At 69.5% G+C, this 22,765-nt stretch carries 24 protein-coding genes and 1 tRNA gene; 7 read left to right on the plus strand and 18 right to left on the minus strand.

Features of this window, described 5'->3' with window-relative positions; genetic code table 11:
- Positions 1–3: 3 nt before the first annotated feature.
- From ACUZ2Y_RS18760 to ACUZ2Y_RS18785, 6 genes are all read right to left on the minus strand, one after another.
- Positions 4–846 (minus strand): phosphotransferase, encoded by an 843-nt coding sequence (locus tag ACUZ2Y_RS18760; protein ID WP_476320643.1) that lies wholly within the window; start codon positions 844–846, stop codon positions 4–6.
- Positions 846–1,505 carry an AAA family ATPase gene (locus ACUZ2Y_RS18765; protein WP_476320646.1) on the minus strand — a complete coding sequence of 220 codons (660 nt, stop codon included), beginning with the start codon at positions 1,503–1,505 and terminating at the stop codon, positions 846–848. Before ACUZ2Y_RS18765 ends, ACUZ2Y_RS18760 begins: the two co-directional genes overlap by 1 nt.
- A 90-nt stretch (positions 1,506–1,595) precedes the next feature.
- The gene (locus tag ACUZ2Y_RS18770; protein ID WP_476320649.1) at positions 1,596–2,495 is read right to left on the minus strand and encodes a radical SAM/SPASM domain-containing protein; all 900 of its coding nucleotides are present in this window, start codon (positions 2,493–2,495) and stop codon (positions 1,596–1,598) included.
- A 103-nt stretch (positions 2,496–2,598) separates the two neighbouring features.
- Positions 2,599–2,967 (minus strand): hypothetical protein, encoded by a 369-nt coding sequence (locus ACUZ2Y_RS18775; RefSeq protein WP_476320652.1) that lies wholly within the window; start codon positions 2,965–2,967, stop codon positions 2,599–2,601.
- 16 nt (positions 2,968–2,983) lie between these two features.
- Positions 2,984–3,373, minus strand: a complete 390-nt coding sequence (locus tag ACUZ2Y_RS18780) for a hypothetical protein (RefSeq protein WP_476320655.1) — start codon at positions 3,371–3,373, stop codon at positions 2,984–2,986.
- Complete coding sequence (locus ACUZ2Y_RS18785; RefSeq protein ID WP_476320658.1) at positions 3,370–3,702, minus strand: hypothetical protein; 333 nt, start codon at positions 3,700–3,702, stop codon at positions 3,370–3,372. Before ACUZ2Y_RS18785 ends, ACUZ2Y_RS18780 begins: the two co-directional genes overlap by 4 nt.
- Before the next feature lie 348 nt (positions 3,703–4,050).
- On the opposite strand from ACUZ2Y_RS18785, the gene ACUZ2Y_RS18790 reads away from it, so the two are divergent.
- From ACUZ2Y_RS18790 to ACUZ2Y_RS18800, 3 genes are all read left to right on the plus strand, one after another.
- On the plus strand, positions 4,051–4,908 hold the full coding sequence (locus ACUZ2Y_RS18790; RefSeq protein ID WP_476320661.1) for a DUF5753 domain-containing protein: 858 nt from the start codon (positions 4,051–4,053) through the stop codon (positions 4,906–4,908).
- 1 nt (position 4,909) lies between these two features.
- A complete protein-coding gene (locus ACUZ2Y_RS18795; RefSeq protein ID WP_476320664.1) occupies positions 4,910–5,182 on the plus strand; it encodes a DUF397 domain-containing protein in 273 nt (90 codons plus the stop codon).
- A 666-nt stretch (positions 5,183–5,848) separates the two neighbouring features.
- Complete coding sequence (locus tag ACUZ2Y_RS18800) at positions 5,849–6,391, plus strand: LysM peptidoglycan-binding domain-containing protein (protein ID WP_476320667.1); 543 nt, start codon at positions 5,849–5,851, stop codon at positions 6,389–6,391.
- Positions 6,392–6,531: 140 nt separating this feature from the next.
- Here ACUZ2Y_RS18800 and ACUZ2Y_RS18805 read toward each other — a convergent pair whose 3' ends face one another.
- The 8 genes from ACUZ2Y_RS18805 to ACUZ2Y_RS18840 form a co-directional block, all read right to left on the minus strand.
- A complete protein-coding gene (locus ACUZ2Y_RS18805) occupies positions 6,532–7,704 on the minus strand; it encodes a DUF2786 domain-containing protein (RefSeq protein WP_476320670.1) in 1,173 nt (390 codons plus the stop codon).
- 72 nt (positions 7,705–7,776) lie between these two features.
- A complete protein-coding gene (locus ACUZ2Y_RS18810; RefSeq protein ID WP_187219816.1) occupies positions 7,777–7,932 on the minus strand; it encodes a hypothetical protein in 156 nt (51 codons plus the stop codon).
- A gap of 36 nt (positions 7,933–7,968) precedes the next feature.
- Positions 7,969–9,396, minus strand: a complete 1,428-nt coding sequence (locus ACUZ2Y_RS18815; RefSeq protein ID WP_476320675.1) for an aminopeptidase P family protein — start codon at positions 9,394–9,396, stop codon at positions 7,969–7,971.
- Positions 9,397–9,484: 88 nt separating this feature from the next.
- Positions 9,485–11,911, minus strand: coding sequence for a hypothetical protein (locus ACUZ2Y_RS18820; protein WP_476320677.1), 2,427 nt, complete (start codon positions 11,909–11,911; stop codon positions 9,485–9,487).
- A gap of 164 nt (positions 11,912–12,075) precedes the next feature.
- Positions 12,076–12,166: transfer RNA gene (locus ACUZ2Y_RS18825), tRNA-Ser, on the minus strand.
- A gap of 107 nt (positions 12,167–12,273) precedes the next feature.
- Positions 12,274–12,483: a CsbD family protein gene (locus ACUZ2Y_RS18830; RefSeq protein ID WP_476320680.1), complete on the minus strand. Its 210-nt coding sequence runs from the start codon at positions 12,481–12,483 to the stop codon at positions 12,274–12,276.
- Between the two features lie 93 nt (positions 12,484–12,576).
- On the minus strand, positions 12,577–13,014 hold the full coding sequence (locus ACUZ2Y_RS18835) for a nucleoside deaminase (RefSeq protein WP_476331924.1): 438 nt from the start codon (positions 13,012–13,014) through the stop codon (positions 12,577–12,579).
- A 14-nt stretch (positions 13,015–13,028) separates the two neighbouring features.
- Positions 13,029–13,514: a tRNA adenosine deaminase-associated protein gene (locus ACUZ2Y_RS18840; RefSeq protein ID WP_476320683.1), complete on the minus strand. Its 486-nt coding sequence runs from the start codon at positions 13,512–13,514 to the stop codon at positions 13,029–13,031.
- An 83-nt stretch (positions 13,515–13,597) separates the two neighbouring features.
- On the opposite strand from ACUZ2Y_RS18840, the gene ACUZ2Y_RS18845 reads away from it, so the two are divergent.
- Genes ACUZ2Y_RS18845 through ACUZ2Y_RS18855 form a run of 3 tightly spaced genes read left to right on the plus strand, consistent with a single transcriptional unit; the run spans position 13,598 to position 17,823 of the window.
- Complete coding sequence (locus ACUZ2Y_RS18845) at positions 13,598–14,806, plus strand: M20 metallopeptidase family protein (protein WP_476331926.1); 1,209 nt, start codon at positions 13,598–13,600, stop codon at positions 14,804–14,806.
- A gap of 26 nt (positions 14,807–14,832) precedes the next feature.
- Positions 14,833–15,810, plus strand: coding sequence for a prephenate dehydrogenase (locus ACUZ2Y_RS18850; protein ID WP_476320686.1), 978 nt, complete (start codon positions 14,833–14,835; stop codon positions 15,808–15,810).
- A gap of 57 nt (positions 15,811–15,867) precedes the next feature.
- Entirely contained in the window at positions 15,868–17,823 is a 1,956-nt protein-coding gene (locus ACUZ2Y_RS18855) for a hypothetical protein (protein WP_476320688.1), read from the plus strand.
- Here ACUZ2Y_RS18855 and ACUZ2Y_RS18860 read toward each other — a convergent pair.
- The 3 genes from ACUZ2Y_RS18860 to ACUZ2Y_RS18870 all read right to left on the minus strand — a co-directional run bounded on the left by ACUZ2Y_RS18860 (position 17,820) and on the right by ACUZ2Y_RS18870 (position 20,035).
- Positions 17,820–18,476, minus strand: coding sequence for a putative glycolipid-binding domain-containing protein (locus tag ACUZ2Y_RS18860; protein WP_476320691.1), 657 nt, complete (start codon positions 18,474–18,476; stop codon positions 17,820–17,822). The two genes, ACUZ2Y_RS18855 and ACUZ2Y_RS18860, sit on opposite strands and share 4 nt — an antisense overlap.
- Entirely contained in the window at positions 18,473–18,688 is a 216-nt protein-coding gene (locus ACUZ2Y_RS18865) for an antitoxin (RefSeq protein WP_476320694.1), read from the minus strand. Before ACUZ2Y_RS18865 ends, ACUZ2Y_RS18860 begins: the two co-directional genes overlap by 4 nt.
- A 189-nt stretch (positions 18,689–18,877) precedes the next feature.
- Positions 18,878–20,035, minus strand: coding sequence for a thioester domain-containing protein (locus tag ACUZ2Y_RS18870; protein WP_476320697.1), 1,158 nt, complete (start codon positions 20,033–20,035; stop codon positions 18,878–18,880).
- A 315-nt stretch (positions 20,036–20,350) separates the two neighbouring features.
- Between ACUZ2Y_RS18870 and ACUZ2Y_RS18875 the strand changes: the two genes are divergently transcribed.
- Complete coding sequence (locus ACUZ2Y_RS18875; protein WP_476320699.1) at positions 20,351–21,094, plus strand: DUF8017 domain-containing protein; 744 nt, start codon at positions 20,351–20,353, stop codon at positions 21,092–21,094.
- Here the strand turns inward: ACUZ2Y_RS18875 and ACUZ2Y_RS18880 are convergent.
- A complete protein-coding gene (locus ACUZ2Y_RS18880) occupies positions 21,091–22,719 on the minus strand; it encodes a DUF885 domain-containing protein (RefSeq protein WP_476320702.1) in 1,629 nt (542 codons plus the stop codon). The genes ACUZ2Y_RS18875 and ACUZ2Y_RS18880 overlap by 4 nt on opposite strands.
- Positions 22,720–22,765: the final 46 nt, after the last annotated feature.

Below are 22,765 nucleotides of genomic sequence, written 5' to 3' on the forward strand. Positions count from 1 at the left end.
AACTCATCCGCCGTCGGCATTCCGTTGCGGGAGCAATCCTTCCGCGTGTTGGGCGAGAGATTCGGCAAGGTCCGGGTAATCGCCGCCTTCGATGCGACCCAGTAGCCGCGCGATCACGTACAACTGGGCGATACGGCCGGTCGGAGTGTCGAGCACGTCGGCGAACAGGTCGTGTACCCGGAGCGCCACCGAGGGAACCAACAGGCTGTAGCAGAGCAGAGTCGCGGCGTCGGCGCCTACTGGGCCGATCCCCCATAGTTCCCAGTCGACCAACCCGAATTCAGGGCCGAACAGGTTCGACCAGTGCACGTCACCGTGCACCGTCGCCCACTCGGTGACCGTGGGGTCGACCGCGTCACCGAATCGCTCGTGAATGCGTCCGGTGATCTTCGCTTGATCGGCGTTGACTCGTCGAGTCGGCGTCGCGGCGACGGCCGCCAGCGACCCGCGAAGGTCATCCCACCATTGCAACGGGAGGTCGATTTCGGTGCGCAGGGCATCGGTTGGCGAGCAGTGCTGACCGCGTAGGCGAGTCATGATCTCGGCGCGTTGCCTGCGCCCGTCGGACCACTCGAACACGTCGAGTACCCGCGGTTTGCGGATTCCGGTGATCATGTTCGCGTCGACGGTTCCGGTCCAGTGGTCGCCCGACGCCCATTCGGGCTCTTGCGAGGCGACCCGCAGCCAACGCTCGCCCTCGGGGCTGACGACAGGGGCGCTGATCGAGCGCAATCGCCACCCGAAGACAGGCTCACCGGTGACGGTGAGGTCGAAGTGCTCAGCGGCGCGAGTGAGGTTGCCCCGCATCCACGCGGCGAAGTGGTCATCTGCGGCGGTGGTGGTCATCAGTCGGTGATGTGCCGCAGGTAGAAGTCGGGATTGTCGAGGAAGCGTCGCCAATTGGTCACGACTTCCAGCTGGTCCCAGGATGCGCGGCGGGTGCCGTGGTCGCCGATTTCGATGATGTCGGCTCCGGGTGTCGCGGCAAGAATGGGTGAGTGGGTGGCGCAGATGACCTGTGCGCCGGTCTCGCCGAGGCGACGCATCAGGGCGACCAACCGTAGGCACGAGGTGAACGACAGGGCGGCTTCTGGTTCGTCCATCAGGTAGAGCCCTGGCTTGTCGAACATCGCGGAGAACACGGTGAGGAAACCCTCACCGTGACTCATCTCCGACGTGTCTTCCTCCCAGTATCCGTGCATCCCGCTCACGACGTCCATTAGGCCGAACGCCGTTTCCGCTCGCAGGAAATACCCCTTGCGACGCTGCCGGGAGCCTCCGCGAATTCGTGCGCCTTCCGCTGTGGAATCCAGGCGCAGAATCTCGCCGAGCGGGGTCTTGGGGCGATCGTTGCCGTACTTTCTCCCGGCTCGCCCGCCGCGGGCGTCGAGCCCGTATGCCTCGGCGAACGCCTCGACCAGGGTCGACTTGCCCGAGCCGTTCTCGCCCACAAGGAACGTGATCGACTTGGTGAAGCCCAGGCCATGGTCGAGCAGCTCACGCACGCATGGCACGTTGTATGGCCACTCGTCCAGTGCGGGCGGACGCAGCGATTCGGGTACATACGCGCGGCTGACTAGCACGCAACGACTCTCTCAGTAGTTGGGCGCGCAGTTCCCCTTGGGTGTGCAATTGCCTGCCGGACGGCATGACGGGCTGCACGAGGGCGAGCATTGCGGGTCGCACATCGTCGATGGGCAGCACTGCGGGTTGCAGGCTCCCTTGCCCATGTGAGGCTGTCCGAACTGCCCGGCAAGCGCGGACGCGGTGGCGACCATGCGCGGGCCGCTCAGGATGTCCGCGAGCGCGTCGTCGCGCACGTTGCCGACCGGAAGCCAGCGGGCGAACACACACGGCCACACTGACCCGTCGGGAGCGACGGCGATCTTGTCCTGCCCGCAGTGTCCGCACAGTTGCGCGAGGCTCGGCTCCTCGGAGCGCACACCGCGCCCAACCTCGCGCAGACGGTCGACCTGAACATTGTCGCGGACGCCGAGGTCGGCAAGCTCCGCGCGTGCGTTCTCGACACGCTGCCCGTCCTGCACGTCGATCACCCCGACCCGCAGCGGAATCGACCGGCGCACCGCCTCGGCGATGTTGGCTTTCGTCCGGGCGTAACTGCCTCGGCCGCGTGTGATCGACTCGTGTTCGACGGCCTGATCGCTGTAGTAGCTGGTCGCAAGCCGCACCCCCGGCTGCTCGAAGACCTCCCACAACAGCGGCGAGACGTGAACCAGATTGCTGAACACCTCGACCCTCAACCCGCGGGCCAACGCACGCCCGACCAGGTCGGGCAACGCCCGGTACAAGGTGGGCTCGCCTCCGATGAACTGCACCATTTCGGTACCCAGGCCCGCGGCCTGGTCAATGACGCTGCCCCAGTCATCTGGGGTCATCGCGCCATCGGTGCCCTGCGGGCCGGAGTCCGCATAGCAATGCGAACAACTCAACTGACACTTGCCGGTGATCTCCAGCCACACGAACGACGGATTCACTTGTCCTCCAAGTCAGCCGAACAACAGGATTGAGCGTGTCGAACCAGCCGCCGCGCCCATACCGCTGTCCGGGCGGGCGAACGTGATCAACGAGTGAACGAAATCAGGCTGCGACGAGAGGCCGCAGACGCCTGGTCGGCTCGTTCGCCATCAGGGCCAACAACGCGGCCCGGCGATAGTCCGGGTCGTCGAGGTACGGCCGCACGAGCGCGGGCGCGTCCACCAAATCCATGATCACCACCGTTGGCGTGTCGTACCCGCACAACAGGCCGTAAGGGGTGCGCGGCGTCGGCGCGCGCGAAATCGGCACGGCGGGCGCAGTGAACACACGCTCGGCGCGCAGCGTGGCAACGGTGGTCGCCGCGCCTCGGGGATTCGCGTGCTCGCCGCGTGATGGGCGCAGATAGTACGTGACAGCGACGGCGAACGTGACCACGGCAACGGCGACAAACGCTGAGACGGGACCGAACAAGCTCAACACGATGACCTCACAGGAAGGAGAAGATGTCGGGATGGGATGCGCCATCGCCCGGTGTCCACAAGGAACTGGGGGTGCGAATGACGCGAGTGGGTGCGCCGGGCTCATCGGGGGCCGGGAGCGCGAGCAGCTCGGCGACCGCCTCGACGATGTCGCCCTCGTACTTCCACACGACAGAGTCGGCCGCTGTGCTTCTGCCGGTGTCGTCGACGTGTGAGCGAAACGCCGTGACGTCGTCGGCGCCGCGCAAGTGCACGGCGTCGACGTAGGGCGCCTCCCACCCGAAGATGAACAGCAGCGTCCAAGGGATGTATCCGCCGTCGATGGCGTACCCCGGTGTCTGGATGTAGCGGAACCCGCGAGCCGTCAGGGCCTGCAGCGCGTCGTCGGGGGTGTTCACCGCGCCCCCTCAACCGAGGGCGTGCATTCCACGCTTTCGTGTTCATCACGCAAGCGATGCCGCCCGCTGAGAATCTGCTCGACGATCTCTGCGAACGTGGCCGGGCCATGACGCCGACCGACCGACGGCGCGAACGGGCGCGCCCAATCTCGCCCACGAGGTACACGCGCAGCAACCGCGAAGTCATCCGACCAGGCGGTCACCACAATCAGGTCGGCCGGATTACGGCGCCAGGCGAGTATGCCGGTGTCGCCACCGTGCATGTTCAAGATCGGCACCACGCCGAATCCCACTTCCCACAACCGGGCGACCACAGGATGCGCGTTCATCGGTCGACCCCGTCACGAACTCGGCCGGCTTGCCGGTAGTCCCGCCAATCGAGCAGCGCGACAGCCAACCGACACAGGAACCACAGGCCGACCGCTAGAACCGCTGCGATCTCCATGCCAGATACGCCCATCGCTACTCCCTCCGCTGACATCCCCGGCCGGGCTGGAAGCGGGACCGATGACCGGTCGGGGCCAGTCATCGGTCCCGCGGCGAAGGTCGCAGGCTCGTGCAAGCAAAGACCGCAACCCCCGCAGGAGTTGTATCCTGCCACTTGCGTTAGCAAGTTGAGTAGTGAGCCGATTGGGTGAATTGCGCTGACGGTTGACCAAGCAGGGAGACTGACGCCCATGGTCGAAGACGAAACCGGCCCCGTTGTCGCACGGCTGCTGCTCGGCGACGAGCTTCGCAACCTGCGCGAATCGGTCCCACTGACTGTGGAACAGGCCGAGGCCAAGATCAAAGAGTCCCTGCCAAGGTGGTACCGAACCAAGTTGAACAAGGTCGAGAACGGCGGACTCAAGACCACCGAGGCAGAGATCGCGGTGCTTCTCGACTTGTACGGGGTGAGCGGACAGCACGCCGCGAAAGTCGAGCAGCTCGCCAAGGAGGCTCGGCGGAAGGTCGCCGCCGCTCGCGTGCCCGACTGGTTCAAACAGTTTGTCTCGCTGTCACGGTCGGCGACCGAGATGCGCATGTGGTGGGCGGACTCGATCCCTGGGCATCTCCAGACCGCCGCATACGCTCACGCCTGCCTGTCCGAGTCCGTGGTCATCTCGGCCGCCGAGGCCGAACCGATGGCCAAAGATCGAGAGAAGCGCGGCGATCTCCTGTTCTCCGGGAAAGGCCCGCGGCTGTACGTCATCGTCGGCGAGGAAGCGCTACGCCGCTGGGTTGGCGACCGCGAGATCATGCGCGGGCAGCTTGAACGCCTCCGCGCGCTGTCGGAGCTTCCGCACGCATCGTTCAGGGTGATCAAGCTCGATAGCGGTCCGCACGCGGCGCTCGGCTATCCGTTCACGCTGCTCTTCGTCGAACGCGCCAAGGCCACCATCGCGTATGTCGAAACCCTCACTGACGCTGACTACATCAAGAAGTCTGGCACCTATATCCTCGCGTTTGAGCGCATCGAGAAGAAGGCTGCGAGCGAAGAGGAATCGCGAGCCCTACTCGACGAACTCATCGCCGAGCTTGACAAGGAGAACTGACATGTGGGTGCCGTCTGCGTCCCTGGTGGGCGCCACCTGGCGCAAGAGCAGCCACAGTGGCGGCGAAGGGCAGTGCGTCGAGATCGCCCGCAACGTCAGGTGGCGCAAGAGTAGCCGTAGCGGGGGACTCGGTCAGTGTGTAGAGCTTGCCCAAACCGACGGCTGGGCGGCGATCCGCGACAGCAAGAATCCGAACGGTCCTGCAATGGTCATCAAGCCTGCGCAGCTCCGAGCCTTCGTGCGCTCGCTTGCGACCAGTAGCGAGAACGTGTAATCGAAAACCGACAGAATTAGGGGCCGTTCCGTTCGGGACGGCCCCTTATCCATGGGCACCGACCCCGTAGCGGCGCCCGCCGGAAGGGCCGACGCCAGGGCCTCCAAAGCCGGTAAGCCGGACATAGGCGGGCCGCGCGATGCCCGCGCGCCTGGTGACCTGCTCGCTTACCCGGTGGGCCGTCAGCGTGGGCGCCGCACGACGCCTTGAACTGTCGGGAGTCCACAACGAACCGAGCGAACGCGGGGGGCGAAGGCCACACGATTACCGAGATCGTTATTGACGCCGACCAGGGGTTTTGGGAGGCTACAACAGCGCACCTGATCACACGATTTCCAATCGTGCGCACTAGGCCACTATGCGAATCCTCCAACGCGCAAGAGGGTACCGCAGGCGGGTTTGGCCACCCAAAACGGGAGGTCGGACGCAGGTTCGGAGCGGCGCACCCTTCGGGGCCCAACGTTCACCGGAAACCCCCCGGTCGGGTGAATATGTCCCATGACGGCCCGGTGAACGATGACCAGGAGTTGTTGCGGCGCAGGGAAAGCGCACGCAACCCGAGGCCTGGCGCACCGCGTCCACCAACGCGCGGGGATGGGTGTCGCGGACTTAACCTCGGCCCGCGGCCCCAGGTCGCGGTTATCGTCGAAGAGCAAAGGAAATCACGTGGCTGACGCACTGGAATCCGGTTCGAGCCTGGCCGTGGGCCAGAAGATTCACTCCGCCAACGGCAGGCACTACCTGGAGATGCAGGACGACGGCAACCTGGTCCTGGCGACGGAGGGCATGCCCACCTGGTCGGCCAACGGCAAGGGCTCCGGCGCGGTCCGGGCCGAGATGCAGGCCGACGGAAACTTCGTGCTGTACAAGGAAAACGGCGAGGCCGTGTGGTCGAGCGAGACCAGCGGCAAGGACGGCGCCCGCCTGGTGCTGGAGAACGACGGCAACCTGTGCGTCCGCCAGGGCGGCACCAACGTGTGGGCCAGCAACACCCCGCAGCCCGAGCCCGCCCAGTCGGCCCCGCAGGCGCAGGCCGCGCCCGCCGCCCCCGCGACCCAGACCTACACGGTCGAGCCGGGTGACACGCTGTCCAAGATCGCCAAGCAGTTCTACGGCGACTCGAACCAGTACATGAAGATCGCGCAGGCCAGCGGTGTCGCCAACCCGGACATGATCCACCCGGGTCAGGTGCTGACCATCCCCGCGTGACCGGAGACTGATCGACCACTGTGGACGGGCCTACCGGGTGACCGGTGGGCCCGTTTCGCCCTGTCCTGGGTCAGGCTCGCCGCACTGACGCGAGCCGTCGCGGAATGCGTTAACCCCCTCCCCCCGGCCCAGCCCTCGGATCAGCCCGCTATCCGCCTGCGGCTCGGGTGCAGGTCGGCCCGGTCGGCGGCGATCAGGCCCGCGCCCCAGCCGTCGGCGCTGCTCACCGACGAGCGGCGGACGCGGACGCCGGGGAACATCGCCTCGAACCTGGCCGTCACCGCCGCGTCCCGCTTGGCCAGGACCGGCACCAGCCGGGTGTCGCCCGAAGCCGCCTGTGCTCCCGCCCCGGCGAGTCGCTCACGGATGCGGTGCGCGTAGGCGACCAGGAACGAGTGCCGGTACGCCCGGCTGCGCGACGGTGACCCGTTCAGCGCGTGTTCGGCCTGCACCTGCAGGGACCGGGACAGCATGGTGACGATCTCCACGTCGGTCTCGTGGCCGACCAGCACCACGCACCCGAGCTTCGGGTAGAACACCGCCCGGCACCGGTTCGCGCCCGCGACGACGTCGACCAGCTGCGCCTTCGGTCCCTGGTAGGGCGCTTCGAGCCATAAGCGGTGGGCGGCGGCGTCCTGTGGGCGGTCGTCGATGCCCTCCACCACGGCCTGCTCGAACGCGTAGCGGGCCATCAGCTCCTGGGCCTTGGCCGAGAGCGCCTCCGCTTCCTCCGGGTACGCCGTCGACTCCGCCTTCGCGAGCAGGCCACGGACCCGGATCAGCACCCGGGCGTCCACGCCGGTCGGCTTGGTGTCGCGGGCGAAGGACTCCCCCGGCCCGGGGACCAGGTGGGGAAGTTGCGGCAGCACCATCAGCGCTGCGATGAGGTCGACCACCCTGGCCAGGGCGTCCGCCAGGGACAAGCGTTTGCGTTCAGCCCAGTGGGGCAGGTGCGCGCCGGTCCACCAGACCTCCGCGCCGATCTCCGCGAGCTGGTGGCGCCAGCGCGGATGGAGCTGCCGGTACTGGGCGGTCTGCGCCGCGACCACATCGACCACGAGGGTGGACAGCGAGCGCGGTGTGGCCGCCACGACATCGGCGGGCAGCCAGCCGCGCCGCCAGAGCAGCTCGACCGTGTGCCCCAGCGCGGACGCCGCGGCGGCCCCGGCCTGTTCCGGCCCGTGCGCGACCACGTCGCGGACATAAGCCGAGACGGCCCGGGGCGTGCCCCGCGACCGCACCGCGGCGGCCTCGGTCAGCCGGGCCGCGAGCACCGCGACCGACCCCCGCGTCTCTCGATCATGTGTTCGCATGGGGCCATGGTGCACCCCCGGTACGACAAACGCAGGCCATCCTGTCGGATGACCTGCGTTTCACCTGGTAGATCAGGCTTCGTCGTCCGGCGCGGCGTGATCCGCCCGACCCGGGTTCGGGTCCCTGGACAAGTCGATCAGCGGATGCCGCTCGGCTCCCTCCGGGGCGGCGTGCTTACCTGCCTTGACCTCGTTCTCCGTGCGAGTGTCGTGGTCTGTGTTCGACACGACGCCCTCCTTCGCTCCCCTGAACGTGTACTCCACTTAGGAGCCGAGGCTACCTGCGCGAGCGCGGACCCACTCGGCTATGCCGTCGCGGGTGATGGGCAGCGCGTCGGAGATGACCTGGTTGCCGGTGGCGGTGACGATCAGGTCGTCCTCGATCCGAACACCGATTCCACGCAGCTCCGGCGGCACGGTGAGGTCGTTCGGGTGGAAGTACAGGCCGGGCTCGACGGTCAGCGCCATGCCTTCTTCGAGCACCCCTTCGTGGTACGACTCCGCGCTCGCGCGGGCGCAATCGTGCACGTCGAGGCCAAGCAGGTGACCGACTCCGCAGACGATGTAGCGGCGGTGGTGCTGCCCCTGCGGGTCGAGGGACTTGTCGACCGACCCCGGCAGCAGGCCCCAGTCGTGCAGGCCCTCGGCGAGCACCCGCATCGCGGTGTCGTGGAACGCCTTGTATTCGCGACCCGGGCGAACCTCAGCCATCGCCGCGACGTGCGCTTCGTAAACCAAGTCGTAAACCCGCGCCTGGGCGTCGCTGAATTCGCCGGACACGGGGAACGTCCGGGTCACGTCGGCGGTGTAGAGGGTGCCCATCTCGACACCCGCGTCGAGCAGCAGCACGCCGTCCTCTGCGACCGGGCCGTCGCACCGGGTCCAGTGCAGGACCGGCGCGTGCTCGCCCGCGGCCACGATCGAGGCGTAGCCGGGGCCGTTGCCCAGGGTGCGGGCGCGCCGGTCGAAGGTGCCCTGCAACCAGCGCTCACCGCCGCCGCGCACGGCTTCGGGGAGTTCGCGGGCGACGTCGGCGAAGCCGAGCACGGTCGCGTCGACGGCGGCCTGGAGCTGCCCGATCTCCCAGTCGTCCTTGATCCGCCGCAGCTCGGCGAGGGTGGTGCGCAGCTCGGCGCTGTGCGCGCCGACCAGCGCGTCGAGCAGCGGCTCCACACCCTTCGCGGCGAGTACCTCGGGCAGCTGCCCGCGCAGGACCTTGGGCAGTTCCTCCAACGGACGGCAGGCGATCCCGAGGGCGTCGGCCCATTCGGCGAGGCCGGGGGCGGCGCCGATCCACAGCTCGCCGTCGCGGGCGTTGGCGAAGAAGTCCGCCTCGGCCGGTCCGGCGGGTTCGCGCAGGTGCAGGACGGCGTCATGGCCGTCGCCGACCGGGTGCATGACGAGCACGGCGCCCTCGGCGTAACAGCCGGTGAGCCAGGCGAAGTCGCTGTCGGCACGGAATTCGTAGTCCGTGTCGTTGGATCGCACGGGCGCGCGACCCGCGCCCACGGCGATGCGCTTGCCGGGGAACGCGGCGGAGAGCCGGGCGCGGTGGGCGGCGGCGGCCTCCGCGGCGCCGGGGACCACGCGGACCCGACGGTCGGCCGGACCCCAGTCGTCGCGGACGTAGTCACGGAAACCTGCGGCTTCCACCAACTTCGACGGGTCTCGCCGAGCCGGGCGGTCGCTCATCTGCTCACCTTCTCTGCTTGTCGCTTTAAGACCACCAAAGCACAGCGGGCCCGCGTCACCGTGACGCGGGCCCGCTGTGGTCGTGCGACTAGTCGCTCGGCCAGGGGATGCTGGTCGGGTGGAACCGCACGACCTGCGGGTCGTGGTCGCTCGCCTGGTCGGCGAACTCGGCGTTGATGTGCACGATGTCGTAGTCCGTCCGGAAGATGAACGGGCTCACCGTGATGTGGTCGAGCGCCTGGGCGTTGCCCTGGAAGACGTAGCTGTAGCGCTCGGTCACGGGCAGGTCGTCGATCAGCGCCCGCAGCGCGCCGCCCTCGGTCAGCTTCGCCATCACGGGGGAGAACTGGTAGTCGTTGATGTCGCCCAGCACCACCAGGTTCGCGAACGGATCAATGTCGGTGATCTTGCGCGCGAACGCGTTGACCAGCGCGGCCTGCTTGAGCCGCTGCACCTCGGAGGTCCGGTTCGGCGGCTGGAAGCGGCCGAACAGCGGCTGGTCGCCGCCCTTGGAGTTGAAGTGGTTGGTCACCACGACCACCGGCTTGCCGCGGAAGGTGAACTCGCCGACCAGCGGCTTGCGGCTGTTCGCCCACGCCTCGTCGCCCGGCTCGATGCGGCCCGGGGAGATCGAAAGCTTGGCCTGGAACGGGAACTCGCCCTGGGTGACCTCGATCGGGGTGACCGCGTCGCCACCCGGTTTGTCCACAAAGGACACCCGAGCCGGGTTGAACAGGAACGCGACCCGGATGTTGCCGCCGGGCTGGCCGCCGTCCTTACCGTCGATCGGGTCGATCTGCCGCCAGTCGTAGCGCGGTCCGCCGAGGGCGACGATGGTGTCGCTGAACTTGCGCAGCGTCTCGTCCGCCGCGACGACGCCGTTGTTCACCGGGCCCGTGTTGTCCTGGATCTCCTCCAGGGACAGGATGTCCGGTGTCGCCAGGTTGGTGATGATCGCCCGCGCGAGGCGATCGAACTTCGCCTGCGAGTCGACCGGGGAGAGGTTCTCGACGTTGTAGGTCGCCACGGACACCTCGCCGCCGCGCTCGGCCCGGGTCACCTCGGGCTGGAGGTTGCCGGAGACCAGCGTGCCGAGCTCGGTGGCCTGCACGACGTAGCCACCGAAGCGGCTGAAGTCGACCGGACCGGCGGTCGCACCGGCCAGCGTGTCGCCAACGTTCGCCTGCGGGAAAGGCCGCTGCGCGAACGGGATCAGTGAGAGGACCTGCAGCCTGCCGCTGTTGGGGTCGTCGTAGCCGGTGTAGACGGTCGCGCCGCGGGCGGAGCGGTTCTGGTCCGGCTTGGTTGTGACGAACACCTCGTTGAACGAGGTGGTCGCGCCGACGACGCGGGCGTTGTCGACCTGGACCCGCATGCCCTCACGGGACTCGTAGAAGTCGAGCGCGAACGCGGCCGGGTCAAGAGGCAGGGCCTCGATAGACCCGCCGGGGCTCGGCGCGTAGGCGTCCGGGACGGTGGTCGGGGTAAGGACCTCCGCGGCGGGAAGCGCGTTGCCCCTGGAGTTGACCGTCCAGGTGGCGCTGGTCAGCTCGGTCGTGGCGAGCATGACCGAGGACGCCGGGGACGCGTCCGGGTAGAACTCGTCGACCGTGCCGACGACCGTGACGGCGTCGCCCACGGCCAGGTTCGGGGTGGTCGAGCCGGTGAAGACGAACAGGCCCTCGCTGGTGGCCGGGTTCGCGTCGGCCTGCGGGTCCTGCACCCAGAAGCCGCGCGAAGAGCCGAAGGCCCGGACCGCGGTGACGACACCGGTGGTGCTGACCTTGACGCCGTCCATCGCGGACAGGTGGCCCGCGCCCTGGATCTCGTTGATCTTCGCCGGGGTCGGCGCGGGACCGCCACCACCGGGCGTCTCACCCGCGGCGTTGGTCGGCGTGGGCGCGCCGATCACGAAGTCCGCGGAGTTGTTGTCGGTGTCGGTCAGCGCGGGGCGGGCCGCCGATGTGGTGTTGCTCGTCGCGGACGTGGGCGCGGTCTCGCGGACCACCGCGGCGCCGTACCCGACCAGGTCGACGACGCGCGGGTCGGCAGCGCAGTCGGCGGCGGTCTTGCAGGTCAGCGCGGTCGTCGCGTTGACCAGGGCGACCGTGCCGCCGGTCGCCGACATCGGGATGGACCCGGTGGCGTTCGGCGTGGGCAGCGCGACGGTGCCGCCCGCCCCAGCCCCCTCGGCGACGAGATATCGACCGTTCGGACCGAGCGCGCCGGTCAGCGGAGTGACCTGCCATGGGCTGGCCGCGCTCGCGGAAGCGGGCAGGTACTGCACGCTCCAGCCTGCCAGGGGGACGTTGGTCGAGCCGGCGTTGCCCAACTCGATGAAGTCGTTGGTCAGCGTGGCGCCGGAGTTACCGCCGCCGCCGTAGACCTCGGCGATCATCGCGCCCGCACTGGGCGCGGCGGTGGCGACCGGAGTGGCCACGGCGACCGCGCCGAGCGACAGGGCGGTGCCGAGCAGCACTAACCGGGGGGTTCTCACAGAGTGTTCCTTCCTCACTGCGGTCCCGGCATCCTTCACCTGTTTGGTTAACAGTGAAAGGCCCGTGAGGGCTGATCATCCCCACGCCGGGTGAGGAATAAGGGCCCGTAACCGCTGCGGATGAGGTTGGAAACGGAGCCGAATAGCAGAACGCCGGTCCCAAGAGGAACCGGCGTTCTGGCTGGCGGTGGCGGTGGGATTTGAACCCACGGACGGGGGTTACCCGTCACGCGCTTTCGAGGCGCGCTCCTTCGGCCGCTCGGACACGCCACCGCGAAAGAGATTACCGAACGCCGTGGGCGTGCCGTCAGCGGGTGTGCCCAAACGCGACGAGTCCGCCGTCGATCGGGTCGACGGCGGACTCGGAGGACGTGCGGTGGTCAGTCGCGCCGCAGCTTGTCCTTGGCGTCCTCGAATGCGGAGCCTGCCTTGTCGCGCAGGTCGTGGCCCGCTTCCTTGATGCTGCCCTCAGCCTGGTCGGCCTTGCCCGAGGCTTCGAGGTCCTCGTTGCCGGTCTTCTGACCCAGCTTCTCCTTGGCCTGACCCAGTGCCTGCTCAGCCTTGTCCTTGGCCTTGTCGAACACACTCATCGGACAATCCTCCCTGTCCGAGGGCTGATTCGCCCTCAGTCAAGGGGTGTCCCGCATTCGGCCCAATCCCACATGAATGTGATGGGAGTCACATCATCGCCGGGAGGCGAAGAAAGCCTCCAGCAACTGCGCGCACTCGGCCTCCAGAACACCGCCCATGACTTCCGGACGGTGCGTGAGCCTGCGGTCACGCACGACGTCCCATAGGGAGCCGACGGCCCCGGTCTTGGGTTCCCAGGCCCCGAAAATCACCCGTTCGATACGTGCCAGAACCAGCGCCCCGGCGCACATGGTGCACGGCTCCACGGTCACCGCGAGCGTGCACCCGGCCAGCCGCCAGCCGTCCCCGAACGTCGCCGCCGCGGCCCGGAGCGCGAGGATCTCGGCGTGCGCTGTCGGGTCGCCGAGGGCTTCACGGGCGTTGCACGCCGACGCCAGGACCTTGCCGTCCGGGTCGAAGACCACCGCGCCGATAGGGATGTCGCCCGTCGCCTCGGCCTGGCGGGCGGCGGTGATCGCCGCCCGCACCATGTCGACCTCGGGGATCACTGCAGGATGGTGTCGAGGTGCTTCGCGTACTCGTCGGCGAAGCCCAGACGCTGGGCGATCATCTGCAGCTGCTCGTCCGGGTACAGGTCGATCTCGTCGATGATCACCTGCATCTCGGCGGCGGGCAGGCCCAGGTCGGCGAGGATGTCGAGCGACCCCTCCGGCCAGACCTCGTCCTCGTCCTCCGGCGGGTCGACCCGCAGCAGGTCCAGGGCGTCGGCGGCGATGTCGTAGTCCAGCGCGGCGGCGCCGTCTGACAGCAGCAGCGACACGCCGCCGGGGCTGGGGCGCAACAGCAGGAAGAACTCGTCATCGATGGCCAGGAGACCGAACACCGCGCCGGTCGACCGCGCCTTGCGCAGCTCGGTTATCGCCGCGTCCAACTCGCGCAACGACGAGGCGTCCATCGGTTCGCAACGCCATTTGCCGTCCTCACGGACGACCGTCACTCCGAAGCCCGTTACCGGCTCCTGCTCCGACATGCACACACCGTATTCCGCTAAGAGGTCACCCGGAAGAAGCAGTCCCCCTAACTGGGGGTCGATGACACTATCGAGAGATGAATATGCCGCACGACTCGAGGTTCAGCGGCCTTTTCCAAGCCGCCCACGCGCTGCAGCCCAAAACAGTCTCCCTGCGCAGGCAGCTCCACAAGCATCCCGAACAGGGACTCTTGCTGCCGAAAACGCAAGCGGCAGTGTTGCACGCCCTGGAGGGTCTTGACCTCAAGATCGTGAAAGGAAACGCCGTCGGTTCGGTCGTGGCGGTGCTCCGCGGCGCCCGTCCGGGTCCCACCGTGCTCCTTCGTGGCGATATGGACGCGCTCCCGCTGACCGAGGACACAGGTCTGGAGTACGCGTCGACCGAGCCCGGAACCATGCACGCCTGCGGCCACGACACCCACACCGCGATGCTCGCGTCCGCCGCGCTGCTGCTCCACGCCCGCCGCGCCGACCTCGCGGGCCAGGTCGTCTTCATGTTCCAACCGGGCGAAGAGGGCCACCACGGCGCCCGGTTCATGCTCGACGAGGGCCTGCTCGACGTCGCGGGCACCCCGGTCGAGCAGGCCCTCGCCCTGCACATCACGTCCAAGGAGCTCTCCGGTGTGATCCGGTGCAGGCCGGGCCCGATCATGGCGGGCGCGGACTCGTTCCACGTCAAGGTCACCGGCCGCGGCGGCCACGCCTCGATGCCCGCCGACGCGCTCGATCCGATCCCGGCCGCCGCGGCGATGGTCGGCGCGCTGCAGACGGCGGTGACCAGGCGGATCAGCGTGTTCGAGCCCGCCGTGGTCACGGTCGCCAAGATCACCGCCGGGACCACGACCAACATCATTCCGGAGACGGCGCTGCTGGAGGGGACGCTGCGCACGCTGTCCGACCAGACCCGCAAGACGATGGTCGAGGAGATCATCCGCGTCTGCGAGCACGTCGGCGCCGCGCACGGCTGCGCCGTCGAGGCGTGGGTGAAGCCGGGCTACCCGGTGACGGTCAACGACGGCGACGTTGCCGACCGCGTCATCGCCCTGGCCGCCGAGGTGCTGGGCCAGCGCTACTCCGCCGTCCTGCCCAACCCGCTGATGGGCGCGGAAGACTTCTCCTACGTCCTGCGGCAGGTCCCGGGCGCGATGGCCTTCCTCGGCGCCTGCCCGCCCGGCACCGAACCGGCCGACGCCGCGCCGAACCACTCCAACCGCGTCCACTTCGACGAAGCCGCCCTCGCCCACGGCGTGGCGATCTACGCCGCCTTCGCGCTGGACGCGTTGTCGGGGTAGATCATGTCCTAAGGCAGGATGGCCAGATGCGATCGGTGTGCGTGATCGGGTTGGGTCTCATCGGCGGTTCGGTCCTGCGGGCCGCGGCAGCAGCAGGCAGAACGGTGTGGGGCGCCACCGGCTCGACCGCCGACTCGGACGCCGCGGCCGCCGACGGCTTTGCCGTCGCCTCCGTCACCGACGCCCTCAAGCGCGCGGCCGACGAGGACGCGCTGGTCGTGCTCGCGGTCCCGCTCCCCGCGGTCGACCAGGTCTTGCGCCAGGTCGCCGACGTGGCACCGCACTGCCTGCTCACCGACGTGGTCAGCGTCAAAGGCCCGGTCGCCGACGCGGTCGCCCGGCACGCGCCGGAAACCCGGTTCGCCGGCGGACACCCGATGGCCGGGACGTCGGCGTCGGGCTGGTCGGCGAGTTCGGCCGACCTGTTCCGCGGCGCCGCGTGGGTCGTCGTCGCCGATGACGACACCGACCTGACGGCCTGGCGCGCGGCCGCCGACCTCGCCATCGACTGCGGCGCCCACGTCGTCCCGGTCACCGCCGACGAGCACGACGCTGCGGTCGCCCGGATCTCGCACCTGCCACATGTCCTGGCCGCGGTTCTCGCCTCATGCGGGGCCGACGGTGGTCCGCTGGCCCTCGCGCTCGCCGCCGGCTCCTTCGGCGACGGCACCCGGGTCATGGGGTCGCGCCCCGAACTCGTCCTGGCGATGTGCGAGGGAAACCGCCCGGCGCTGCTCGCGGCCGTCGACGACGCCCTGGGCAAACTCGGCGCCGCGCGGGGCGCGCTCGCCTCCACCGGATCGCTCGGCGCCACGATCCGCGCGGGCCACAGTGGCCGCGCGCAGCTGGTCGATATCCGGTCCGCGGACACCGAGCGGGTCACGGTCGACCTCACCGGTCGGGACGCGATCGACGAGCTGCAGCTGGTCGGCGTCCAAGGCGGGCGGGTGGTCGCTTTCACCGACGACATCGCGGTCGCGGAACTGCCCGTGCTCCAGCATTGAGATATCGGCTCGGCAACGAAAAGTGAGCTATCACCTGAACAGTCATACGTTGAGTCGGTGGATCTCCAAGAGCCCGCCTTACCCAAGCGCCGCACGCTTCGCCGGGTCGCGATAGTCGCGGGCGGCCTGGCGGTGATCGGCGCGGCGATAGCGCTCCTGCGCGCTCCTGAACCCACCGAATCAGGTCCACGCCCAGTTCCACCTCCGCAAACATCGGTCAAAGAGTTCGCCGCGCACGGCATAGTCCTCCCCGCGCCCGGCACTCCACCCGCCCAGCCCGCGGGCCTCAGCGTCGTCCCCGGCCCGCAGCGGCTGCTTGTCGCGTGGGGATCGGAACGCACCGGCAAACCGGAACCGGAACGGGCCGCGGGATATGAGATCCGCTGGGGGCGTTACGGCACGGTCGACAACGTCCGCCTCCTCTCCCAGCCGGTCGCCCAACTCGACGCCTTGGAAAACGGCACGCCGTATCAGATCGAGGTCCGGACCGTCGACGCCTTCGGTCGGCGCTCCCTCCCGGCCGTCGTCAGCGCGGCGCCGAAGGCCCCGGACAACGAGCCCGCCTGGTCCTTCTTCGACCGGTTCAGCTCCCGGGTCGTCCCCGAGCCGCAGCGCTGGCGGCTGGGCGGGACCTCGGACTGCGGACGCGCCACGAGGGGCGAGGGCAGTGACGGGAAGCGCATGGTGATCAGCGGCCAGTGCGGCACGGAGCCGCTGGTCCTGCGCCCGCGTGCCCCGTTCAAACTCCACGACAACCCGGCCGACGGCGAGTTGGGGCGCGTCGTGGTGGAGACCGACCACCCCGGGCAGGCAGGCGAGCTGACGATCGACCTGGTCCCCGGCCCGGCCGACCTCGTCGGTGGACCGTTCGCCCTCTCCCACGAGGACCCGACGCTGCCCCCGGGCACGATCCGCGTCCGCGTCACCGGGGAGGCCACCGCCACCGCCGAGATCCGGGCGGCCCCCGGCATGACCCGCAGCGGCGTCACCGCCGACCTCAGCCCGATGGCTCCCGCAGAGATCGGCGTCAGCGTCCGCTGGGAGGTGGTGGTCCGCACCGACGGTGTGCGGCTCATGCGGGACGGGAAGGTCGTCGCGACAAATGACGCCGTTCCGGCGTGGCGGGAGGCCACCATCCTGGTCGGGTTCGTCAGCGGTCCCACGGGCCTGCACGCGGCGGTCGACCTGATCGGGTTCCTGGGGGCGCCGACGTCGGTCCCGGTCCTGGTGGTGCCGCCGGTCCTGGACACCGGCCGGTCCGTCGTCGAAGCGGGGACCGGCCTGTTCACCCCGTCCGACGGAGCGCGCGTCCAAGGCGCTACCGGTGGGCAGCTCCGCATCACTCTCGTGCCGACGAACCGCGCTCCGGCCGAGGACCAGTTCACCGTCGAAGTCGGCGGTCGCGAGTTCCCGGCCAGACCCGCGGTCGCCGGCCAGACCCAGGCGCGCGGTGTCCGGTACCCGATCGTCGCCGACCTGCCCGCCGACGCGCTCGTCATGCGAGCCGACGGCCGGGCGCTCCCCATCCGGGTGCGCGGCCCGATTCGGCGCGGTGAGGGCGCGGCCAGGGTGGTCAGCGCGTCGGTGGAGCTGACCGCCCCGCCGGGCGCGGTGTCGGCGGTCAGCGGGTCCGGCACCGACGTGCCCCTGGCCCTGACTCGGCTCGCGCTGGCCCGGCCCAGCGCGCGGTTCCTCGACGCGGCGGGGCAGGTGATCGGTCAGGACGCGCTGGTTCCGCGGGGACGGTTGGTGCTGGAGGTGACCGCCGACGGGCCCGGTGGGCAGCGGCTCGGCGGCGAGCTGGCCGGTCTTGCCGGGATCGAGGTGCGGCTCGATGACCAGCGGATCGCCGGCATTCCCACGGTCGCCGACGGCCCTGGCGCGGCGGGTGTGTGGCGGTTGGCCGTGGACACCACGGGTCTGCCCGCGGGCGCGCACATGATTGAGATCAAGGCGATCGGGGTGGACCCGCGCGCGGCGTTCGCGGTGGCCTATGCGCCGTTCCGGATCTAGACCCGGCGGCCGACGCCTTCGTGGTCGATGACGATTCCGTCCGCGTCGACGACCAGCGTGCTGGTGGTCCCGGCGCCGGTGAACTCGATGACCGCGCCGTCCTCGGTGACCGACACGGTCCGGTAGGTCGCCCGGACCAAGCTCACCGCGAGGTCCGGCAGCGCGACGAACACGACCGGGAGCTCGGCCGCACCGGCGATCCGGTGCAGCCCCAGCCTGCGGATCGGCAGCGTGTGGAACGTGATCGCGCCCGCGACGGCGACCGTCACGGACCCGTCGAACTCGTCGCGCCGGGACACCCCGTCGCGGTCGACCAGCCAGACGCCGTCCTCGGTGCGGCTCAGCGAGATCTGGCGCTCGTTCTCGGACGTCGTGGTCCGCAGCAGCAGCCTGCCCGCGGTGTCCCCCTCCACGGAGGCCTCGAACGACGCGCTGAACGCCTCCGAAAACCCGCCGGCCGCGTCAGACTCGGCGGCGGCGGCGATGATCCGGCCGGACGCGCGCAGCCTGCTGTCGCTGACCAGCAGGCGGACGGACTCCAGCCGGGCCGGGCTGTCGCACTGCCAGGTGACCATCGAGGGTTTGCGCGCGGCAGCGGAGCGGGCCCCTCCCTGCGGAAGGGCCCGCTCGTCGCTCTGCCTGTCCAAACTCACGCCTGGTTGCCCTGGGGGGTTTCAGGGGTGGCGCCGGGCTTGTCCGGGATCATGTCCTGGACCTTGTTCACGACACCGTCCACCTGCGCGTCGTGGCCGAACTTGCTCTTGGCGAACTCGCCCGCCTTCTCGACGCCCTGCTCGATCTTGTCCCCGTGCTCCTCGACAAGACCAGCGGCCTTGTTCTTGAGCTCGTTGAAGTCGATACCCATTCAGTGCTCCTCACGCACTCCCCGACTCGGGCGCGCACCCGTGCAGGGTACCCAACCAAGTCTTGCCATCCCACTGCGGAAGCTGCTCCGCGTGGCTCAACTTACTCATTTCGGCTCAGTCCGCGACCCGGCGCGCACATGGGTGAGGCCCCACCGGACTGCTCCGGCGGGGCCTCACTCAGATCATCTTCAGGCGGAGCGGCGGCGGCGCTGGTAGATCAGCGCGCCCGCGCCCGCGCCGACGAGGCCGAGGCCGATCAGCGCCGGGACCAGGATCGACGCGCCGGTGTCCGGCAGGTCGGAGCCCTGCGGGGTTGGGGCGGGAGTCGTGGTCGGCGCCGGGGTAGTCGGGGCCGGGGTGGTGGTCTCGGGGCTGGTGGTCGGCGTCGTCGTGGTGACCGGCGCGGCCTTCCAGTCGCCCTTGGCGGTGGCTTCCACCTTGAGCTCCGACGAGTCGGCGACGATCAGCGACTGCGCGCGCTTGTCCGCGTAGCCCTCGACCATGAAGAGCCTGCCGATCTCGACCTGCGACATGCCCTTGAGGACGAACGAGCCGTCACCGGCCTTCGCGTCCGCCGGAACCTTCAGGAACAGCTCGGCGCCGTCCTTGATGTCCTTCGCGGCAAGCTCCTTGCCGTCCTTGTCGGTGACCGTGACGCCCTCGGGCAGCGACTCCACGATCTCGGCGACCGGGCCGTTGGTGGCGACCTTGAACGGGCCGACCAGCTCGCCCGCCACGCCCTTCGCGCTCTCGGGGCTGATCTTCAGCTCCGGCGCGGGCTTGGGCGCGATCGCGGTGGCGGAGCCCACCAGGTGCTTGTAGAGCGCCAGGACGTCCTTGGCCGCACCCGGGTTGTTCGGGGTCGGGTCGGACTCGACGACGTTGACGCCGTCACTGAAGTGCCAGATCGCCGCCTGGGTGGCTCCGATCGCTTCGGCCTCGTCGAGGTCCTCGAGACCGGGAAGTGCCCGCAGGTCCTTCAGGTCCTTGCGCGGGACGCTGTTGTGCAGCACCCAGTTGATCTTTCCGCCGTTGTTGCGGAAGGCCTGCGTGGGGTGCTTGTCCCAAGGCACCTCGACCATGTCGCGATCACCGGTGGCACGGACGTGGATCTCCACGCAGTACACGTCGAGCGTCGAGCCATCGGAAAGTCGGAACTTCGACAGCACCGGCTCGGTCACCCAGGTGGGACTGACGCGCACGCCCACGCCTCGGGTGCCCTCGTTCTCCAGCCACTTCCCCTTGGCGGGGTCGGCGGCCGAGGCGGGCATGGCGGCCAGCACCAGGGTGGCCGCCGTGGCGGCGAACACGGCGCCGGCGCGGCGCAGCGGGAAGCGAGTTCCCATGGATTCTCCTTGATCAGATCCGACGACGACCCTGCAAACGACGATCCTGCGAACGATGGATGCGGCGTGGATGCGCAATGCCCGCCGCTGCTGTTTCCCCGAATAGATCAACCCACTCCATTGAGTAAGATCATCCACTCCAGCGGGCCGAACTCTACTCAGAGTTGTAGCCACCCCCGCACTGGGGTGACCCCTGACGGGGTGGACAGTCACGCTGGGTGAAATCGAAGTGGATTGCCGCCGCTGGAAACGAATACGGGGTTGTCGCAACGGCACTAGGGTCGGTGCGTGACCGGTTGGCCGAGTGAAGATCCGATGCGTGAAGACCCCCAGGTAAGCGGCTCGCCGCCACTGTCCACTTTCACCGAATTGCCCCCTCCGACCAGGTCGCTATTGCCCGCGACGCTGAGCGTCATCGCGATCATCGCCATTGTCGGAACCGTTATCGCCATCGGCGTTATCAACCGCGATGGCGGTACCCCTGAGGCGGTCCCCGCGTTGCCGCCTGTCCCGGCCACCAAGAGCGTCCCGCCGTCGACCAGCCCCATCGTCAACACCCCGGCCCGACTGACTTACGCGGTTCCGACGGACTGGGTGGCGTCCAATGGCGCCGTCGAGGTTCTCGGCGTCAGCTTCACCGGGGCCGCCGAGTACGGCGCCTACGACTGTGCGGGCACCCGACGCGCCCGGGCGCGCGTGGTCGGGGCGGCGGCACAGAGCAAGACGAGCAAGCCCCTCTCCCTGGACTCGACCGCCGCGACCTTCGCCAAGGCTTTCGCCGAGACCTACTACCCCAGCGCCCAGGTCGGCCCGCCCGCCGTCGAGTCGACGCCGGTCGACGGCAAGGCGGCGGTGGTGGTGACGGCGAAGATCAGCCCGAAGGCCGACGCGGCGTGCCTGCCGAAGGAAGCCGAGGTGATGGTTCTCGCGACGGAACTCGGCGACCGCGGCGCCGCCCTGCTGGTGGTCACCAACGACGTGGCGGGCGGACCGGACAGCCCGAAGACACTGCCCGGCGCGACCATCCGCGCGATCATCGAGAGCACGCGGCGGAACTAGCCGTCCCAGCGCTCGACAACCTCCGCGAGCACCGACAGCGGCAGCGGCCCGCCGCCTAGAACCAGATCGTGGAACCGACGGATGTCGAACGCCTCGCCCAGCCGGTCTTTGGCCGCCGCGCGGATACGCAGGATCTCGAGCCTTCCGACCATGTAGGACAGCGCCTGCCCCGGGTACGCGATGTACCGGTTGACCTCGTTGCCGATCTCGAGCGCGGACAGCGGGGTGTTCTCGCGCATGTAGGACAGCGCCCGCTCCCGGCTCCAGCCCTTCGCGTGCAGCCCGGTGTCCACCACCAGCCGCGCCGCGCGCAGCGAGTCCATCGAGAGCATGCCGAGGCGGTCGACATCGCCGCTGTAGAGGCCCATCTCCTCGGCCAGCCGCTCGGTGTAGAGCCCCCAGCCCTCGGTGTAGGCGTTGACGTCGGCGAGCTTGCGCAGCATCGGCAGGCCGGTCAGCTCCTGGGCGATGGTCAGCTGGAAGTGGTGCCCCGGCACGGCTTCGTGGAACGCGGTGACCTCGGCGACGAACCGGTCGCGCTCGTGGGCGCGGTCGGTGTTGGCGAAGTACACCCCGGGCCGCAGCCCGTCGAGCGACGGCGGCATGTAGTACGCCGCGGGCCCGCCGGGCGCCTCGGCGGCGGGGACCGGCTGCACCTGGCAGCGCTGGCCGGGCAGCGTGCCGAACCACTTCGGCGCCTCGGCCTCAGCCCGTTCGATGGTCGCGCGCGCGTGCGCGAGCAATTCCTCACCGTCGCGCCAGCGCATGGCCGGGTCGGTGATCATCCGCTGGAAGATCTCGGCCTGGTCGCGCACGCCGAACACCCGCTCGCCGATCTCCGCGTACTCCTCGCGCAGGGCGGCGATGAGGTCGAGGCCGGTCTGGTGCAGGTCCTCCGGGGTGCGGTCGGTCGTGGTGTGCGCCCGTGAGAGGCAGGCGTAGGCGGCCTCGCCGTCCGGCAGCGCGCACAAGCCGGGGCGATCGTCGGACCTGCCGTGCGGGGCGAACTCCTCGGCGAGCGCGTCGCGGTAGCGGGCGAACGCGGGCCGGACCAGGTCGGCGACGATCCGCGCGCGCTCGGCGTTGAACTCCGCGTCGTCGAACTGCTGCGAGAGCAGCGGGTCGGTGTCCGGTGAACCGAGGTAGCGGTCCAGGTGCGCGACCGCGGCGTCGACGAGCCTGCGCACGGGCACCCGCCCGGCGGCGATCCCCGCGCGGTGGCGCTCGGTGACCCCGCCGAGGTGCTCGGGGACCGCGCGCAGCCGGGTCAGGTAGGACTTCGCGCGCCCGGCGTCGGGCAGCGCGACCATCGGCAGGAAGGTGAGCAGCGCCGCGGCGGGTCCGACGAAGAAGTCGGAGATCGTGAACTCGATCATCCGCGAGTCGATCCGGTCGATCGCCGCGCGGGCCTGCTGCGCGACCACCTGCCCGGTGACGTCGGTCGAGTCCGCGGCCCTGGCCGCGATATCGGCGATCTTCGCGCGCAGTGCCCGCTCGGCCTCCTCCGACGGATCCGACAGCCGGTCGTCGTAGCCGGGCAGGCCGATCAGGCTCGCGCCGAGCGGGTCGGCGTCCATCAGCGCGTCCAGCAGTTCGTCCGCGAGCGCGGTCTCCCCTGAGGTCATGCGCCCGACGCTACGCGCGCGCGTGTAACGATGAGGTTCCCGCGCA

Source organism: Actinokineospora sp. UV203 (assembly GCF_056323665.1).

Excerpts from the sequence above, each read along its gene's own strand:
- ACUZ2Y_RS18760 (WP_476320643.1), bottom strand. The coding sequence starts at position 846 with ATGACCACCACCGCCGCAGATGACCACTTCGCCGCGTGGATGCGGGGC.
- ACUZ2Y_RS18785 (WP_476320658.1), bottom strand. The coding sequence starts at position 3,702 with ATGAACGCGCATCCTGTGGTCGCCCGGTTGTGGGAAGTGGGATTCGGC.
- ACUZ2Y_RS18790 (WP_476320661.1), top strand. The coding sequence starts at position 4,051 with ATGGTCGAAGACGAAACCGGCCCCGTTGTCGCACGGCTGCTGCTCGGC.
- ACUZ2Y_RS18795 (WP_476320664.1), top strand. The coding sequence starts at position 4,910 with ATGTGGGTGCCGTCTGCGTCCCTGGTGGGCGCCACCTGGCGCAAGAGC.
- ACUZ2Y_RS18805 (WP_476320670.1), bottom strand. The coding sequence starts at position 7,704 with ATGCGAACACATGATCGAGAGACGCGGGGGTCGGTCGCGGTGCTCGCG.
- ACUZ2Y_RS18815 (WP_476320675.1), bottom strand. The coding sequence starts at position 9,396 with ATGAGCGACCGCCCGGCTCGGCGAGACCCGTCGAAGTTGGTGGAAGCC.
- ACUZ2Y_RS18830 (WP_476320680.1), bottom strand. The coding sequence starts at position 12,483 with ATGAGTGTGTTCGACAAGGCCAAGGACAAGGCTGAGCAGGCACTGGGT.
- ACUZ2Y_RS18835 (WP_476331924.1), bottom strand. The coding sequence starts at position 13,014 with ATGGTGCGGGCGGCGATCACCGCCGCCCGCCAGGCCGAGGCGACGGGC.
- ACUZ2Y_RS18840 (WP_476320683.1), bottom strand. The coding sequence starts at position 13,514 with ATGTCGGAGCAGGAGCCGGTAACGGGCTTCGGAGTGACGGTCGTCCGT.
- ACUZ2Y_RS18845 (WP_476331926.1), top strand. The coding sequence starts at position 13,598 with ATGCCGCACGACTCGAGGTTCAGCGGCCTTTTCCAAGCCGCCCACGCG.
- ACUZ2Y_RS18850 (WP_476320686.1), top strand. The coding sequence starts at position 14,833 with ATGCGATCGGTGTGCGTGATCGGGTTGGGTCTCATCGGCGGTTCGGTC.
- ACUZ2Y_RS18865 (WP_476320694.1), bottom strand. The coding sequence starts at position 18,688 with ATGGGTATCGACTTCAACGAGCTCAAGAACAAGGCCGCTGGTCTTGTC.
- ACUZ2Y_RS18870 (WP_476320697.1), bottom strand. The coding sequence starts at position 20,035 with ATGGGAACTCGCTTCCCGCTGCGCCGCGCCGGCGCCGTGTTCGCCGCC.
- ACUZ2Y_RS18875 (WP_476320699.1), top strand. The coding sequence starts at position 20,351 with ATGCGTGAAGACCCCCAGGTAAGCGGCTCGCCGCCACTGTCCACTTTC.
- ACUZ2Y_RS18880 (WP_476320702.1), bottom strand. The coding sequence starts at position 22,719 with ATGACCTCAGGGGAGACCGCGCTCGCGGACGAACTGCTGGACGCGCTG.